The sequence below is a fragment of the Bradyrhizobium sp. B124 genome (assembly GCF_038967635.1).
In the GTDB taxonomy this organism is placed as follows: domain Bacteria; phylum Pseudomonadota; class Alphaproteobacteria; order Rhizobiales; family Xanthobacteraceae; genus Bradyrhizobium.
The window spans coordinates 4,318,346-4,333,528 of the sequence record NZ_CP152413.1; the positions used below are offsets into that span (position 1 = coordinate 4,318,346).

The 15,183-nt window shown below is 66.1% G+C and carries 15 protein-coding genes; 7 read left to right on the plus strand and 8 right to left on the minus strand.

Annotated features, from left to right (window positions below; translation table 11 throughout):
* Nucleotides 1-182: 182 nt before the first annotated feature.
* Entirely contained in the window at nt 183-2,231 is a 2,049-nt protein-coding gene (locus AAFG13_RS20770; protein ID WP_212316210.1) for an elongation factor G, read from the minus strand.
* A gap of 170 nt (nt 2,232-2,401) precedes the next feature.
* Complete coding sequence (locus tag AAFG13_RS20775; RefSeq protein ID WP_342713189.1) at nt 2,402-3,316, minus strand: LysR substrate-binding domain-containing protein; 915 nt, start codon at nt 3,314-3,316, stop codon at nt 2,402-2,404.
* A 124-nt stretch (nt 3,317-3,440) separates the two neighbouring features.
* Here AAFG13_RS20775 and AAFG13_RS20780 point away from each other — a divergent pair, with 124 nt between their 5' ends.
* Nucleotides 3,441-4,376 (plus strand): alpha/beta hydrolase, encoded by a 936-nt coding sequence (locus AAFG13_RS20780; RefSeq protein ID WP_342713190.1) that lies wholly within the window; start codon nt 3,441-3,443, stop codon nt 4,374-4,376.
* Here the strand turns inward: AAFG13_RS20780 and AAFG13_RS20785 are convergent.
* The 3 genes from AAFG13_RS20785 to AAFG13_RS20795 all read right to left on the minus strand — a co-directional run bounded on the left by AAFG13_RS20785 (nt 4,373) and on the right by AAFG13_RS20795 (nt 7,096).
* Entirely contained in the window at nt 4,373-4,855 is a 483-nt protein-coding gene (locus AAFG13_RS20785) for a DUF992 domain-containing protein (protein WP_097673135.1), read from the minus strand. The two genes, AAFG13_RS20780 and AAFG13_RS20785, sit on opposite strands and share 4 nt — an antisense overlap.
* A 262-nt stretch (nt 4,856-5,117) precedes the next feature.
* Nucleotides 5,118-5,642 carry a DUF992 domain-containing protein gene (locus AAFG13_RS20790; RefSeq protein ID WP_212316213.1) on the minus strand — a complete coding sequence of 175 codons (525 nt, stop codon included), beginning with the start codon at nt 5,640-5,642 and terminating at the stop codon, nt 5,118-5,120.
* 251 nt (nt 5,643-5,893) lie between these two features.
* Entirely contained in the window at nt 5,894-7,096 is a 1,203-nt protein-coding gene (locus AAFG13_RS20795; RefSeq protein WP_097673133.1) for a pyridoxal phosphate-dependent aminotransferase, read from the minus strand.
* Nucleotides 7,097-7,718: 622 nt separating this feature from the next.
* On the opposite strand from AAFG13_RS20795, the gene AAFG13_RS20800 reads away from it, so the two are divergent.
* From AAFG13_RS20800 to AAFG13_RS20810, 3 genes are all read left to right on the plus strand, one after another.
* Nucleotides 7,719-8,372, plus strand: coding sequence for a glutathione S-transferase family protein (locus tag AAFG13_RS20800; protein ID WP_092117422.1), 654 nt, complete (start codon nt 7,719-7,721; stop codon nt 8,370-8,372).
* Between the two features lie 179 nt (nt 8,373-8,551).
* The gene (locus AAFG13_RS20805; protein WP_173640895.1) at nt 8,552-8,728 is read left to right on the plus strand and encodes a hypothetical protein; all 177 of its coding nucleotides are present in this window, start codon (nt 8,552-8,554) and stop codon (nt 8,726-8,728) included.
* A 75-nt stretch (nt 8,729-8,803) separates the two neighbouring features.
* Nucleotides 8,804-8,944 (plus strand): hypothetical protein, encoded by a 141-nt coding sequence (locus AAFG13_RS20810; protein WP_212316522.1) that lies wholly within the window; start codon nt 8,804-8,806, stop codon nt 8,942-8,944.
* Between the two features lie 10 nt (nt 8,945-8,954).
* Here the strand turns inward: AAFG13_RS20810 and AAFG13_RS20815 are convergent, their stop codons facing one another.
* Nucleotides 8,955-9,308, minus strand: a complete 354-nt coding sequence (locus AAFG13_RS20815) for a DMT family protein (RefSeq protein ID WP_212016991.1) — start codon at nt 9,306-9,308, stop codon at nt 8,955-8,957.
* A gap of 211 nt (nt 9,309-9,519) precedes the next feature.
* On the opposite strand from AAFG13_RS20815, the gene AAFG13_RS20820 reads away from it, so the two are divergent.
* The 3 genes from AAFG13_RS20820 to AAFG13_RS20830 all read left to right on the plus strand — a co-directional run bounded on the left by AAFG13_RS20820 (nt 9,520) and on the right by AAFG13_RS20830 (nt 12,113).
* Nucleotides 9,520-10,335 (plus strand): PAS-domain containing protein, encoded by an 816-nt coding sequence (locus AAFG13_RS20820; protein ID WP_342713191.1) that lies wholly within the window; start codon nt 9,520-9,522, stop codon nt 10,333-10,335.
* 102 nt (nt 10,336-10,437) lie between these two features.
* On the plus strand, nt 10,438-10,899 hold the full coding sequence (locus tag AAFG13_RS20825) for a GNAT family N-acetyltransferase (RefSeq protein WP_342713192.1): 462 nt from the start codon (nt 10,438-10,440) through the stop codon (nt 10,897-10,899).
* A gap of 275 nt (nt 10,900-11,174) precedes the next feature.
* Nucleotides 11,175-12,113: an aldo/keto reductase gene (locus AAFG13_RS20830; protein WP_212316219.1), complete on the plus strand. Its 939-nt coding sequence runs from the start codon at nt 11,175-11,177 to the stop codon at nt 12,111-12,113.
* Nucleotides 12,114-12,272: 159 nt separating this feature from the next.
* On the opposite strand, the gene AAFG13_RS20835 is transcribed toward AAFG13_RS20830, so the two are convergent.
* Both AAFG13_RS20835 and AAFG13_RS20840 read right to left on the minus strand, forming a co-directional pair.
* Complete coding sequence (locus AAFG13_RS20835; RefSeq protein ID WP_342713193.1) at nt 12,273-13,502, minus strand: DUF1501 domain-containing protein; 1,230 nt, start codon at nt 13,500-13,502, stop codon at nt 12,273-12,275.
* Nucleotides 13,499-15,082 (minus strand): DUF1800 family protein, encoded by a 1,584-nt coding sequence (locus tag AAFG13_RS20840; protein WP_342713194.1) that lies wholly within the window; start codon nt 15,080-15,082, stop codon nt 13,499-13,501. Before AAFG13_RS20840 ends, AAFG13_RS20835 begins: the two co-directional genes overlap by 4 nt.
* Nucleotides 15,083-15,183: the final 101 nt, after the last annotated feature.

The window sequence follows — 15,183 nt, forward strand, 5'->3', positions numbered from 1 at the left end:
GCGCACGGTCCTGCCCTCACCGTCCAAACCGGGATCGACGAGTAGGCGCACTCCGTGGCGGGATAGTGTCGGTCATTCTACAATGTGTAATTGCACATCGTTGCAGGCCGATAGTGACAGAACCAAATGTAGCCGCGAGTCCCGGGCGCAAGTTTTGCGCGCCCGGGATGACTGTTACAGCCTCACGCCGCGTCGCGATGCGCGGCGATGATCTGGTCGGCGGCGCGGCCCGTCACTTCGGCCATGCGGTCGAACTGGCGGGTGAAGGTGCCGGCGCCGGCGGTGGCGGAGCGCAGCTCGACGATGAGGTCGCCGATCTCGGATTCCGGCATCGTGGCACGGACGCAGTCCCAGCCGCTCCAGCCCTCGCGGGTGTCGAAGCCGAGGATCTGGCCGCGGCGCGCCGACAGGATCGCGTTGATCTTGGCGGTCGCATCGGTCGGACAGACGATCTCGACCATGTGGATCGGCTCCAGCAGCACCGGCTGGCACTGCGGCAGCGCCTCGCTGACGCCGACCCGCGCCGCGGTGCGGAACGCAAGGTCGGAGGAGTCGACGCTGTGATAGGAGCCGTCGGTCAGCGTGACGTCGACGTCGATCACGGGGAAGCCGAGCGGGCCGCGCGTGAGCGCGTCGACCACCCCCTCCTCCACCGCGCCGATATAGTTGCGCGGCACCGCGCCGCCGACCACCTTCTCGTGGAATTCGAAGCCGCTTCCGCGCGGCTTCGGCTTGATGTCGAGCACGACGTCGCCGAACTGGCCGTGGCCGCCGGACTGCTTCTTGTGCCGGCCGCGCTGGGTGACCGCCTTGCGGATGGTCTCCTGATAACCGATCGCCGGCGGATGCGATTTGACGTTGACGCCGTAGCGGTCCTTCAGCCGTTCCTGCGCGACGCGCAGATGCATCTCGCCCTGCCCCCACAGCACGGTGTCGTGGGTGCGCGGGTTCTGGATCATCGTCAGCGACGGATCCTCCTCATTCAGCCGCAGCAGCGCCTGGCCGAGCTTGACGTCGTCCTTGCGGTCGGTCGCGGCGATCGAGATCGACAGCACCGCCGCCACCGGCTCGATCTTGACCAGCGAGGCCGGGGCGGTCTTGCCGCTCGACACCGTATCGCCGGTCTTGATCGCATCGAGCTTGCCGAGCGCGACCGCGTCGCCGGCTTCGGCCTGCGGCCGCTTGCTGTCATGCGTACCCGAGACCGCGAGGATGCCGGAAACCCGCCCGCTCTCGCCGCTCGAGGATTGCAGCGTCGCGCCGTCGTCGAGCCGGCCTGCGAGCACGCGCGCCAGCGACAGCTTGCCGCCGTGCTGCAGATGCACGGTCTTGAACACATAGGCCAGCGCATCCTTCTGGTCCTTGATGCCGAGCCGCGCGGCAGTCTCAGTGACGCCGGGCGCCTCGTGGCGCAGCGCCTTCATCAGGCGGAGCACGCCGTTCTCACGGCTCGCCGCACCAAGCAGCACCGGACAGATCAGCCCTTCGCGCAGTTCGCGCGCGAGATCGTCGAACACGGCATCGCGCGGCGGCTGGATATCCTCCAGCAATTGCTCCATCAGCGCATCGTCGTGATCGGCGAGCTTCTCCAGCATCGAGAAGCGCGCTTCCTTCTCGCGATCGAGATTGCCGCCTTCCAGCGCCATCACCTCCGACGGCTTATGCTCGCGATAGACGAAGGCGCGCTCCAGCGCGAGATCGACGAAGCCTTCGATCAGATCGCCATTCCAGATCGGGATCTGGCGCAGCACCAGCGGTACGCGCGACGCCGGCTGTAGCGTCGCAAGCGTCTCGCGGACGCGCTTGTTGGCGCGGTCGATCTTGTTCAGGAACAGGAAACGGGGAATCCCGAGCTCCTCGAGCTCGCGCAGGATGATCTGCAGCTGCGGCAGCTTCTTCTCGTCAGCCTCGCAGACCACGACCGCGGCATCGACCGCCGGCAACGCGGCACGCATGTCGTGCGCGAACTCGATCGAGCCGGGACAATCGATAAAGGTGTAGCTGTCCCCCATAAAGGTGGTGGTCGCGGCGGTCAGGCCTACGCCCATCTTGTGTTGACGTGCCTCGGGGCTGGCATCGCCGACGGAGGTTCCGGCATCGACGCTGCCGGCAGTCTTGATGGCGCCAGTACGCGCCAGGATCGCTTCCAGAAGTGTGGTTTTACCGCTTTGGAAAGGGCCCACCAGCGCGATGCACCGTGGACCTCGGGGACTTCTGACGTCTTGTCCCATTGCCGCCTCCTCGTGTTGGAGCTCGGCCCATGATTGGGTCGGCGACCGTTTATGCTCTGCCTGCGTTTGACATTTGGCAAGCGGGAAAACGTCGCTGCGGTGCGGCGTCGCGGAAGTTTGCGACGGCGGAGCTGCGCGCCGTCATTCGCCGGACGATTGCGTCCGATGCATCAGTTCCTTGGCGCAAGTCCCGGCGCAATCTCGCGCCAGCGCTGCACGATGTCGAGCAGGCGCTGCACGGCAGGCGACACATCTTCCTCGCGCCACGCAATCGTGAGCGGAGCCGTCACAACAGGCGCGGCAAGCCGAACGTACGACACGCCGCGACCGGTCTGCGCGCGCGCCGCGCCTTCAGGTACGAGCGACACGCCGACACCGGCGGCGATCAGGCCGATCGCGGTTTGCAGATGTAGAACTTCCTGTGCGAGCCGCGGCGTGAAGCCGGCGGCCTGGCAGGCCGCGACGATCAGGCCGGTAACCGAAGGCTCCGGCTGCGCCGGATAGAGCACGAAGGCATCGTCGGACAGTTCGGCGAGCGCAATGTCGCCGCGCGCCGCGAGGGGATGCGTGCGCGGCAGCGCCGCGACATAGGGCTCATCGAGGATCAGGCGCTGCGCGAGCCCCGCTTCGGGCAACAGCGCCGGGCGTGCGAAGCCGACGTCGATCCGGCGCCGCCGCAGCGCCTCGGCAGTCTCCGCCGCCAGCATCTCGTCGAGCACGAGCTCGACATCGGGACAGGCGTCGCGATAGGCGCCGATGATATCGGGCAGGCCGGCAAACATCGCGGAGCCGACGAATCCGATCGCAAGCTTGCCGGCCTGGCCGCGACCGACGCGCCGCGTGTCCGCAACCGCGCTCTCGAAACTTGCGAGCAGCGCGCGTGCACGCTCAAGAAACAGCTCGCCGGCCTCGGTAAGCCTGATCGGACGGCTATTCCGCTGCAGCAGCGTCACGCCGAGCTCGTCCTCGAGCTGGCGGATTTGCTGGCTCAGCGGCGGCTGTGCGATGTGCAGCCGCTCGGCCGCGCGGGTGAAATTCAATTCCTCGCCGAGCGCCACGAAATATCTGAGGTGTCGCAATTCCATGCCGGCGATATAGCACGGCGGCCGGCGCCGGCAGCCATACGCAATAGCTCTGCTACCGTATCGAACGGGTATTGGACCGGACGCGCGAACGCGGACAGCCTGCGGCAAACCACAGGAGGTCAACATGACCGCACTGGAAAAAGCTTTCGCGGACGCAGCCGCGGCCGGCATCACGCAACAGAAGATCGACATCGGCGGCCTGTCCGTCAACGTCGCACGTTTCGGCAAGGGGCCGGCGCTGCTCCTGCTCCATGGCTGGCCGGAGTTCTGGCTGGTGTGGCGCCCGCTGATGCTGCGGCTCGGCGACAGTTTCGAGCTGATCGCGCCGGACCTGCGCGGCTGCGGCGACACCGGCAAGCCGGTGCCCGGACCTGACGCGTCCGCCACCGCGGAGCGCCACGCGCTGGACATGTTCGCGGTCATGGACGCGCTCGGTCATATCAGCTTCGGCGTGATCGGCGGCGATCTCGGCGCCTATGTCATGCAGGCGATGTCGCATCGTCAGCCGCAGCGGCTGACCGGCACGCTCTATCTCTGCACGCCCTATCCGGGCCTCGGCCAACGCTACGGCGAGCCCGGCCACCTCATCGAGGTCTGGTATCAATACTTCCAGCAGCTGCCATGGGCCGCGCAACTGGTCGGAAGCTCGCGCGAGTCATGCCGGCTCTACTTCCGCCATTTCCTCGACCATTGGTCGGGCGACGATCCCGCCGTATTCGGCGACGACCTGCTCGAAGCCTATGTCGATAACTTCATGAAGCCGGGCAACATCCAGGGTGGCTTCGACTGGTATCTCTCGTCCGCGCCCAATCGCAGGCTCTGGCTGGAAGGCAGACTGCCGGCGCAGCCGCGCATCGAAATCCCTTCGCGCTTTCTCTGGGGCCGCCGTGATCCGCTGATCGCGCCGGAATGGTCGGACAGGCTGGGGGACTATTGGAGCGAACCTTCGATCAGGTTCGTCGACACCGGGCATTATGTTCACGCCGAGGCGCCCGGGATCGTTGCCGAAGAAGCCCGCGGCTTCTTCGGCAGATTGCAGAACGCCGCGCGCGGGCGTTAGCGGCCGGGACGCAGCTCCAGGCTCTCGAGACCGGCGGCGATGTTGACGCCGACCTGGCCCTGCACGCTGAGCGGCTGCAGGGCGATCGTGTTGTCGGAGCCGCCGACCAGCACATTGCCGCCGACGCCGACGCCGAGTGTCGCGCTGCCCTGCGCGCCGGCATAATTGCCGGAGAGCGCACCCGGCCCGAGCCGCTCCACCGGTGCGTAGACGCCCCAGGCCAGCGCCGATTCCTGGGTGATGCCGAGATCGATGCCGACCTTTTGGATGGTCGCGATGTAGCGATCCTCAGGCAGGCCATTGGCGCGCAGCACGCAACCGAGATGGGTCACGGAGCCGACGATGAAGCCGACACTCGCGCCACCGCGGCATTCCAGGACGCCGACCTGAACGCGCTGGCTCGGCTGTTGGGCGTCGGCGCCAACGATTGCGGTCAGCGTGGCGATGGCGGCACCGGCGAGGAGAGTGAAGCGACGCATGTTGGGGAGTCTCCGGCTGAGAGGCATGACGCGAGCAGAGAGCAGAACGGCGCCGTGTCTGTGGCGCCTTTCGCATCCTATGCCACAACATCGATTGTGCAGCCAGAATTTGCGGTGCTCGGCCACCAATTGTTGCAGGATGTGGCGCTATTGCTATGCCCCGCGCCCCCTGCAGAGTCTGTCACGCAACCGACAACAAAACGACAGACCGCAAAAAAAGAGGCCCGCTTTCGCGGGCCTCTTTGATCGAACACCGACCAGCTTAGTGGTGGTGATGATGACGGTGGTGACGATGATGCCGGCGCGGACCGGCGGTGCGGACCGGCTCGAGATCGATCCCGGCGATGCCGGCCGCAACGTTGAGGCCGGTCTGGCCCTGCACGCTGATCGGCTGCAGCGCATAGGCGTTGTTCGGGCCGCCGAACAGGAAGTTACCGCCGGCACCAAGGCCGACCGACGCGTTGACGCCGACGCCGCCGTAGCTGCCGGCAAGCGCACCGCGCGGAAGCTGCGTGGTCGGCGCGCTCACGGCCCAGGCGAGCTGGGTCGTCGCGGTGACGCCGAGGTCGACGCCGATCCGCTTCACGGTCGCAACATAAGGCTCAGGACGGCGGCCGCCGCTCTGGAACACGCACTCGAGGCGGGCAACAGAGCCGACGACGAAGCCGACGTTCTCGCCGCCCTGGCATTGCAGAACCCCGGCCTGAACCTGCTGGGGTGCCGCGTTGGCGGTGGCGAACGGCGCCAGCAACGCAAGCGCTGCAAGGGTGAGAGTCGAAAGTCGCATTGGTCTGTCTCCGCAAGGTGAACTGAATTTGTGCGGCGGACAGAATGCAAGGGTCGTGTCCAAAACAAGGCAGTTCGCAAAGACGCCGTAAAAACTTCCCGCGTGTGGCATCGAAGTTCGCGCACACACGCGTGAGATGAGCAGGTTGTGATTTGACTCCGCGATTTTACCGCCGCGCGATCTCAGCACACAAACAGAAACGCTCCCGCACCAGGTGCGGGAGCGTTTCCCAGTTTCTTAGTTCAGACCGATTACCGCAGATTACCGCAGAAGCGCTGGATGCGCTTGCAAGCATCCTCGAGATCCGAGGTCTTGGTGGCGTAGGAGATGCGGAACGCGGGTCCGAGGCCGAACGCCGACCCCTGCACGACCGCGACGCCTTCGCTCTCGAGCAGCTCGGTGACGAACGCCTCGTCGTTGTCGATCACCTTGCCCGAGGGCGCCTTCTTGCCGATCGTACCGGCGCAGGACGGATAGACGTAGAACGCGCCTTCCGGCCGCGGGCACTCGATGCCGTTCGCCTGGTTGAGCATCGACACCACGAGGTCGCGGCGCTCCTTGAACACCTTGTTGTTCGCGGCGATGAAGTCCTGCGGACCGTTGAGCGCCTCGACCGACGCCCACTGCGCGATCGACGACGGGTTCGAGGTCGACTGCGACTGGATCGTCGCCATCGCCTTGATCAGCTGCGCCGGGCCGCCGGCATAGCCGATGCGCCAGCCGGTCATGCAGTAGGCCTTCGACACGCCGTTCACGGTCAGCGTGCGCTCGTAAAGGCTCGGCTCGACCTGCGCGGCCGTGGTGAAGACGAAGTCGTCATACACGAGGTGCTCGTACATGTCGTCGGTCATCACCCAGACATGCGGATGCTTGACCAGCACGTCGGTGATCGCCTTGAGCTCGCTCCGAGTATAGGCCGAGCCGGTCGGGTTCGACGGCGAGCACAGGATCACCCACTTGGTCTTCGGCGTGATCGCCTTCTCGAGATCTTCCGGGCGCAGCTTGAAGCCGGTCGAGGCCGGGCAAACCACCGGCACTGACTCGCCGCCGGCGAGCGCGACCATTTCGGGATAGCTGACCCAATACGGCGCCGGGATGATCACCTCGTCACCCGGATTGATGGTCGCCATCAGCGCATTGTAAAGCACCTGCTTGCCGCCGGTGCCGACGATGATCTGGTTCGGCTTGTAGCTCAGGCCGTTCTCGCGCGAGAACTTGTTGATGATGGCTTCCTTGAGCTCCGGAATGCCGCCGACATCGGTGTACTTGGTCTTGCCGGCCTCGATCGCGTGGATCGCAGCCAGCTTGATGTTGGCGGGCGTGTCGAAGTCAGGCTCGCCGGCGCCGAGGCCGATGACGTTGCGGCCCGCGGCTTTCAGCGCGCGTGCTTTGTCCGTGACCGCGATCGTCGCGGACGGCTTCACACGGTCGAGCGCAGCGGACAGGAAGGCCATTATCATCTCCTGGCAAACGTCGTGAGCCGTTGGGCCACGACTTGATTTGAATGGGATCGCGGCACCCTAGGCCTGTCGCCGCTGCATCGCAAGAAGCTTGGCGGTTAAGCACCAAAACTTTCCCGCATGGCTCGCAACACGCGCAATATTCCGCAAGTTCCGGCCCCAAATGACTCATATCCGGCAAGTCCGCTGATGGCCGCTCCAGCCTTGCCGGCAAGGCCTGCGGCCGCGTGCGCCGGCGCGGATTGCTCCGAGGACAATTGCCGTGCGGCGCTTGCCAGATGGTGCCGACGGCGGGCGGTCCGTTGCAGCCGGTGGGCACATCGCGCGATCGGGATGGCGCGTTAACGTTTGTGAATTGCCGCGCGCCAGCCAAGGTATCGATGGCATCGACCGGCACCGTGCACAGTGTCGCGCAGCCGTGATCCGAGTTGTTCTGCCGTGTTGATGGAATCGTTCTGCACGCGTGCAGTGCGGTAGACGTTTCGACTTTTTCCACGTTCCAGGGCTTGCGACGCACCCCTGTCGGCATCATTGTTTAGCGGCATTGCGGTGTGACAGGCCGCGCAATTTTCAAGCGTACCGTCTCAGACCAAGTGAACCTGTGAACCCCGACGCAATGTACAAGCTCTATTCGATGCAGCGCTCCGGCAACAGCTACAAGGTCCGGCTGGCGCTTGCGGTGCTGAACACGCCATACCAGGCGATCGAGATCGACATCCTGCGCGGCGAGAGCCGCACCCCGGACTTCCTGGCCAAGAATCCGAGCGGCCAGGTGCCGTTGCTCGAGGTCGCCGAAGGCCGCCATCTCGCCGAGTCCAACGCCATCCTCTGGTACGTCGCGATCGGCACGCCGCTGGCGCCGGAGTCGCGGATCGAGCGCGCCGAGGCGCTGCAATGGATGTTCTTCGAGCAGCACGCGCTGGAGCCGAATATCGGCGCCGCCTATTTCTGGCTGTCGCTGGTCAAGGGCGGGCGCGACCTGCAGACGCACGCGCTCGAGGACTGGATGGAGCGCGGCTATGCGGCGCTGCAGGTGATGGAAAATCACCTCAAGGGGCACGCCTTTTTCGCGGCCGAACAGTTCACGGTCGCCGACATCGCCCTCTACGGCTACACCCACGTCGCCGACCGCTGCGACTTCGACCTGGCCACCTTCCCGTCGATCCGCGCCTGGCTGAAACGGGTCGAGCAGACCCCCGGATTTGTCTCGATGGATTGGCAGCCTGGTGCCGGGGCCGAGCCTCAGGCCCGCCTTGTGGCAGGCGTTTGAACAACCGGTCTGAATTCCGGGAATAGCGGGGAAACTGCCCAAATAACGGGCAAAACCCCCGTTGAGGCCGCATTTTCGCCGTTTTCGGGGGACCTCGCCGCCGCAATGTTGCCGGTGACGCTGGGCAGATTCGCTCGGATGTCGCGAGTGATTCGCTCGCGGCTTGAGGGATTTACACCATGAAACGGTGGTCCGGCACGGCAGGCTTCCATGGCCGCCCTGCCCCAGTGGCATCATCCCGCCTGACGAACGCGATCGCCGCGTCGCTCGCGCTTGGCGCACTGACGCTGTGCCTGGTCGTCGCCGTGACGCTGCTGGCGAGCAACATCAGCATGGCGACATCGATCCCGGCGTAATCCAGCAATTCCATTTGGCACCTGATCCGCGGCAAGGCGCGGGAGAGACAGCGGCGCGACATGATGAAGACCCCCGTGGGACTTGTGACTGTGACGCTGTCGGCGGCGATCCTGCTCGCGGCATCGCTCCTGATCGTGACCGGCACGCAGGGCGAAGACCGTGCGCACCCCGCGCATGTTACGGCGCCGGCCGCCAAGCCGGCTCCGCACCGCTAGCGCGAACGCGCTAGCTCCATTTGTGGAAGATGAAGAACGCGCCGGCGGCGATGAAGGCGAAGCCGAGCGCGTGATTCCAGCCCAGCGGCTCCTTCAGATACAACACCGAGAAGCCGGCGAACACGACCAGCGTGATCACCTCCTGCATGGTCTTGAGCTGCGCCGCGCTATAGACCGCGCTGCCCCAGCGATTGGCCGGCACCGCCAGCCAGTATTCGAAGAAGGCGATGCCCCAGCTCACCATGATGACAAGGGGGAGCGAATGATCCTTGAACTTGAGATGGCCGTACCAGGCGAAGGTCATGAAGACGTTCGAGGCAAACAGCATCAGGATCGGCAGCAGCGAAGGCGAAATGGCGGGCATCGATGTCCTCTTTCAAGCAAAGCACGCGGTAACCCGCAGGCCCGGAACCGGGTTCCATGGCGATCTGCATATCATTTGATTTGAAAGCAGCGAAAGCTGGTTCGGCCCGCGCAAGGCCGGCTTAACGGTCGGGACGAAAATCCCGGCGCCGTTGCGGAGCTGTCGTCAAACTACCGCCTTATCGTTCGTTTGACAGATGGCGAGAACGCGCATGCGGTTTGATTGGCGTGCAATTTCAGGTCCGGCCCTGACGGCGATCACGGCGCTCGCCGCCTTCCTGATCGATCGCCTCCTTGTCCACGTCCCCAATCCCGCGCCGCTGTTCGTCTGCATCGTGGCGCTCGCCAGCTCGATCAGCGGCATCGCCTCGGGGCTCGTCTCCGCCGCGATCGCGGTGGCCGCCTCGGCGCTGTTCTTTCTCGATCATCGCGCGCTGCCCGGCTACGACGCCGCCGACGTCGCGCGGATGCTGATGCTGGCCGCGACCGCGGCCGGCACCGCCCTGATCACCGGAATGCTGCGGCAGAAATGGATCGACGCCTTCGCCGCGGACCAGCAGCATCACGCCACCTCGGCGCGGCTCGCCGCCGCGCTCGACCAGGTCGACATCGGCATCGTGCTGCTCGATGCCGACACCCGCGCCGAATTCATCAACCGCGCCTTCCGCGAATATTTCGCGCTCTCCGATGCGCAGGCCGACAGCAAGCCGCCGTTCGTCGCGCTGATGTATCATGGCCGCGATACCGGCGCCTACGAATTGCCGGAAGACGAGCTGAGCGCGTTCATCGCCGAGCGCATCGCGATGATGCGCTCGGGCGATTCCACGCCGATCAACCTCAATCTCGCCGACGGCCAGGTGCTGCGCTTCAGCTGCACGGCGCTGCCCGACGGCGGCCGCATGCTGAGCTACACGCCGGTGACCGACCTCGTGCGGCACACCGACGATCCGGCCAAGGCCGACGAATATCGCGCGCAGCGCGCCGGGCGCGAACGCCATCTGGCGCGGCTGCTGCGCGCCGCCGAATGAGGCGCGACCACGTCGGCAATTGATCCCGCGAGATAGCGACGGTAGAACCTTCGCGAGCGATGCGCAGACATCGTGCAACGCGGGATCATCCAGGGTTCGTTCATGTCCGACGACGTCACCATCCGCTTCGTCACGCGCGACGATTACGCCCAGTGGCTTCCTCTGTGGGACGGCTACAACGCCTTCTATGAACGGTCCGGACCGACCGCGCTCGCGCCCGAGATCACCGCGATGACGTGGCAGCGCTTCTTCGATGCCTACGAGCCGATGCATGCGCTGGTCGCCGACGCCGGCGGCACGTTGCTCGGTCTGACGCACTATCTGTTTCACCGCTCGACCACGGCGATCGCGCCCACCTGCTATCTGCAGGATCTCTTCACCAGCCAGGCCGCGCGCGGCAAGGGCGTCGGCCGCGCCTTGATCAACGGCGTCTACGCGCAGGCGAAACTCGTCGGTTCGCCGCGCGTCTACTGGCAGACGCACGAGACCAATCACACCGCGATGCAGCTTTATGACAAGGTCGCGGACAAGCCCGGCTTCGTCATCTATCGCAAGATCATCTGAGCGCGCCTGCGCGGCCTGTGGATGGAATGGAGATGTCACCGGCGCGTTACAAAGCCCGGCTAGGCTTCCGCGTGCGTAAGATCAGGCCCCCCGTCTCAGATCTTCGCCCCGAGCGGTCCCCGTCAGTCGCCGCGTCTGACCGGGACCGCTTTTTTTGTGACACTGCCGTCCGTGATAGGTGCCATGCGTGATCGGCGGTAGGGCGGCACCTTGCCGCCCGTCGGCGTGCTTGTCACAATGCGCGGCATCCCTCGCCTATCCCACAGGATTGTCTCATGGAAATTCGTAATCTCGGCGGCTCCGGCCTGCGCGTGTCCGCGGTCGGCATCGGCTGCAACAATTTCGGCCAGCGCACCGATCTGGAGACCTCACGCAAGGTGATCCACAAGGCGATCGATCTCGGCATCACGCTGTTCGACACCGCCGACATCTATGCGGGCATGGGCGGCTCGGAGACCGTGCTCGGCACCGTGCTGGGCGATCGCCGCAAGGACATCGTGCTCGCCACCAAATTCTCCAAGCCGATGGCGACCGACGGCACCAAGCAGGGCGCCTCGCGGCGCTACATCATGTCCGCGGTCGAAGCGAGCCTCACCCGCCTGAAGACCGACTACATCGATCTCTACCAGCAGCACGATTACGATCCGCTGACCCCGATCGATGAGACGCTGCGCGCGCTCGACGATCTCGTGCGCCAGGGCAAGGTGCGCTACATCGGCAACTCGAACTTCCCGGCATGGCGGATCGCGGAGGCGGAATACGTCGCGCGCGAGCTGAACGTGAACCGCTTCGTGTCCTGCCAGGACGAATACAGCCTCGTGGTGCGCGGCATCGAGAAGGACCTGTTGCCGGCGGCTCAAGCATACAATCTCGGCCTGCTGCCGTTCTTCCCGCTCGCCAGCGGGCTGTTGACCGGCAAATATCAGCGCGGCACTGCGGCGCCCGCTGACACCCGCTTCGCCAAGGCGCCGGCCTTGAAAGATCGCTACGTCACGCCGCGCAACGAGGACATCGTCGAGCAGCTGCAGGCCTTCGCGCAGGCGCGTGGCCACACCATGCTCGAACTCGCCTTCTCCTGGCTCGCCGCCCGCCCGCAAGTCGCAAGCGTCATCGCCGGCGCGACGCGCGTCGAACAGGTCGAGCAGAACGTGAAAGCGATCAGCTGGAAGCTGAGTGCGGAGGAGATGGCGGAGATCGACCGGATTACGAAGTAGCCCTCGCTGTCGTCCCTGCGAAAGCAGGGACCCATAACCACAGGATTGGGTTGTTGAGGCGCGCTGTGGCCCCAGCATCGCGCAACGTTCAACAGCCGTGGTTATGGGTCCCGGCTCGCGCTTCGCTTGGCCGGGACGACGCCGTGGTTGTGGCGAGTGCTATGCCACCAATCCCTTCATCGGCTTCACCGGGGCGCTGTCCGGGAACACGGCATCGGCCAGCACGCGCTCGCCGAGGCCGAACTGGTCGTGCAGCACGCCCTTGATCACGGCGCGCAGGTCGGCGGTCGGGGCGAGGTCGCGGGCCTGGTAGAGATTGGCCGGCTTCAGCCCCGGCCAGTCGGTGATCATGCGGCCGCCGTTCACCGCGCCACCGGCGAGCAGCGCGATGGTGCCGGTGCCGTGGTCGGTGCCCTCGGTGCCGTTGATGCGGGCGGTGCGGCCGAACTCGGTGGCGACCACGATCACGGTGTCGCGCCAGCGCGCGCCGAGGCCGCTCTGAAATTCCGCCAGCGCGCCGTCGAGACCGCCGAGCAGTTGCGCGAGCCGGCCAACCGGGCCGCCTTCATTGGCATGGGTATCCCAGCCGTCGAAAGCGAGCGCGCCGATCCGTGGACCGTCATCCGCCGCCATCAGCTTGGCGGCGCCGCGCGCCACCAGCCGCATTGCCGCCACGCCGCCACCGCCGGGCGGCGGTTTCATCTCGTTGCCTTGCGCCTGCTTCTCGAGCTGCAAGCCTTGCGTCAGCGCGCTCGCCAGCGTCGGATCACGGTGCTGGTAGAGATCGAGCAGCCGCATCGCGGTGTCGTCGGCGGCCTGCGGCAGCGCGGTCGGCGCCCAGCCGACGGTTGGCGCTGCGCCGCGCAACACCAGCGGCGTGGTTGGCCCGACCGCGAGCGCGCTCGTCACCCGCTCGCCCTTTGGCAATGCTTCGAGCGCGCGGTTGAGCCAGCCGGACTGCACCCGCCCGGGACCGGGGAAGCCGCTCTCCAGCACATCCTGGCCGTCGAAATGCGAGCGGTCGCGATAGGACGTCGCAACCGCATGAACCACCGCGGCCTGCTTGGCGCGATACATCCGCGCGAATTCCGGCATCGCCGGATGCAGGCCGAAGAAGGGATCGAGCATCACCGCCGCGTTCGGTCCATCGGCTTTCAGCGCGATCGCGCCGTGCAGGCCGGCATAATCCGGGTCGCCGATCGGGGCTACGGTGGCAAGACCATCGAGCGCGCCGCGCAGGATGATGGTGACGAAGCGCGGATCGCGGCCATCGGCGGCGCGCGCGAATTTCGGCAAATAAGCCCAGGCGGCAAAGGAGGCGCCGCCGAGCAGCAGCGCGCGCCGCGACGTCGTCTGCAGCATCAGGCTCTCGGAGCAATCCATGATCATCTCCTCTGGAATTCCGGCGACATCAGCAGCAGCGCCAGCGCCTGCTGCCGCGATTCCGCGCGCTCGATGGTGCGCCGCGTTTCCGCCGAAGCGGCATCCGCCGCAATCAGCTCGAGCAGGTCGCGCGGGTCGAACCGGTCGGCGAGCTGGGAGCCAAGCTGCGCCGAGATGTCGAGCCTGAGCTTGATGCCCTCAGGCGCCGCCCAGGCCGCAGCGGTATCCGGAAAGCCGTTCGGCCCGGCCGGCGACCACAGCGGCTGGCCGAGCACGTTGAGACCGTTGAGATAGCGGCCCGGATCCTCCGGATTGCGCGCCAGCAGTCGGCCGGAGGCGAGCAGGAATTCATAAGGCGAGCGCATTTTCGTCAGCGGCGCCTGCCAAGCTTCATTCGACTGGACGAGCGCGGTGGCCAGCGCCCTGAGATCGCCGTCCGTTCTGGTGAAGGTGTCCTGCAGCTTCGCCACCAGTGCCGGCGGCGGATCGTCGGCAACGAAATGGCGGGCGAACTTGGTCGCGATGAATTTCGCGGTCGAGGGATGCCGCGCGATGTCGGACAGCACGGCCTCGCCCTGCGCGAGGCCGGCCTGGGCATAGGTCTTGCCCAGCACCTGCTGCGGCCCGGGCTGATGCGCATTGGCGTTGAACACGAAGCTGCCGGGCGCACCGAGCTGGCCGCGGCGGCCGGCAAAGGTCCAGCCGGTGATCACACGCGCCAGCGACGTGACGTCGTCCTGGGTGTAGCCGCCGCCGACGCCGAGCGTATGCAGCTCCATGATCTCGCGCGCCAGATTCTCGTTGAGGCCGCGGTTGCGGTTGATGCCGGCGCGCGACTCGGGGCCGAGCGATTGCTGGTTGTCGAGGAAGAACAGCATCGCCGGATGCTGCTCGACGGTCTTCAGCATGTCACCGAAGCGGCCGAGCACGTGCGGGCGGATCGCCTCGCGTTCGAACGAGCCGGCCCACATCCGCGCCAGCGCGCCCTTGTTGGCCGAGATGCAGAAGTGGTTGGACCAGAACACCACGAGCCGCTCGACGAAGCCGCAATCGGCGACCACGCCGCGTTGCAGCCGCGCCAGCGCCTCGGCGCGGAACGTCTTCTGGATGATGTTGAGCGGCTGCGCCGGCGGCTTGGGCGGACCGGCCACCGTCTGCATCGTCGGAGGCTGCATCGTCGCGGACGGCGTCATCGTCGCATTGGCGCTGTCGGCGGCCTGCGGCTGCATCGCCGGATCCTTGCCGGCGATCTCCTTCGCGGCAGTCGACAGCGACAGATTGCGCCGCGGTTGCGGCTTCGCGTCGGATCCCTGCGGCGGCGTCTCGCTCGCGCCTTGCTGCGCGGCCTTCGCGGCATTGCGCGCCTGCTGGATCTCGAACTGATAGTCGAACACCTGCTTGCCGAGCTCCGGCGTCGAGAGCAGGCCCGGCACTTCGAGCAGCGCGCCGTTCGGACGCATCAGATCCGCCAGCACGAATCCGCGCGGATCGGAGGCCGCGTTGATGAAGTCGCCGGCCGCCCCGCCACGGGCGCCAAATCCAAACCGGTTGAGAGCAACCAGCGCGGCTTGTGAATCACGGGCCATCAGAATTCCCTTAACGGCCTATCCCGGCTATATCTCTTGCCCAGCATCATAGCGCGGCCCGGGATGAACCCGAGATTAATTCGCGCATTAAATCGTGGTTA

Excerpts from the sequence above, each read along its gene's own strand:
- AAFG13_RS20775 (WP_342713189.1), bottom strand. The coding sequence starts at position 3,316 with ATGGAATTGCGACACCTCAGATATTTCGTGGCGCTCGGCGAGGAATTG.
- AAFG13_RS20795 (WP_097673133.1), bottom strand. The coding sequence starts at position 7,096 with ATGGCCTTCCTGTCCGCTGCGCTCGACCGTGTGAAGCCGTCCGCGACG.
- AAFG13_RS20835 (WP_342713193.1), bottom strand. The coding sequence starts at position 13,502 with ATGATCATGGATTGCTCCGAGAGCCTGATGCTGCAGACGACGTCGCGG.
- AAFG13_RS20830 (WP_212316219.1), top strand. The coding sequence starts at position 11,175 with ATGGAAATTCGTAATCTCGGCGGCTCCGGCCTGCGCGTGTCCGCGGTC.
- AAFG13_RS20805 (WP_173640895.1), top strand. The coding sequence starts at position 8,552 with ATGAAACGGTGGTCCGGCACGGCAGGCTTCCATGGCCGCCCTGCCCCA.
- AAFG13_RS20780 (WP_342713190.1), top strand. The coding sequence starts at position 3,441 with ATGACCGCACTGGAAAAAGCTTTCGCGGACGCAGCCGCGGCCGGCATC.
- AAFG13_RS20785 (WP_097673135.1), bottom strand. The coding sequence starts at position 4,855 with ATGCGTCGCTTCACTCTCCTCGCCGGTGCCGCCATCGCCACGCTGACC.
- AAFG13_RS20840 (WP_342713194.1), bottom strand. The coding sequence starts at position 15,082 with ATGGCCCGTGATTCACAAGCCGCGCTGGTTGCTCTCAACCGGTTTGGA.
- AAFG13_RS20790 (WP_212316213.1), bottom strand. The coding sequence starts at position 5,642 with ATGCGACTTTCGACTCTCACCCTTGCAGCGCTTGCGTTGCTGGCGCCG.
- AAFG13_RS20820 (WP_342713191.1), top strand. The coding sequence starts at position 9,520 with ATGCGGTTTGATTGGCGTGCAATTTCAGGTCCGGCCCTGACGGCGATC.
- AAFG13_RS20770 (WP_212316210.1), bottom strand. The coding sequence starts at position 2,231 with ATGGGACAAGACGTCAGAAGTCCCCGAGGTCCACGGTGCATCGCGCTG.
- AAFG13_RS20825 (WP_342713192.1), top strand. The coding sequence starts at position 10,438 with ATGTCCGACGACGTCACCATCCGCTTCGTCACGCGCGACGATTACGCC.
- AAFG13_RS20815 (WP_212016991.1), bottom strand. The coding sequence starts at position 9,308 with ATGCCCGCCATTTCGCCTTCGCTGCTGCCGATCCTGATGCTGTTTGCC.
- AAFG13_RS20800 (WP_092117422.1), top strand. The coding sequence starts at position 7,719 with ATGTACAAGCTCTATTCGATGCAGCGCTCCGGCAACAGCTACAAGGTC.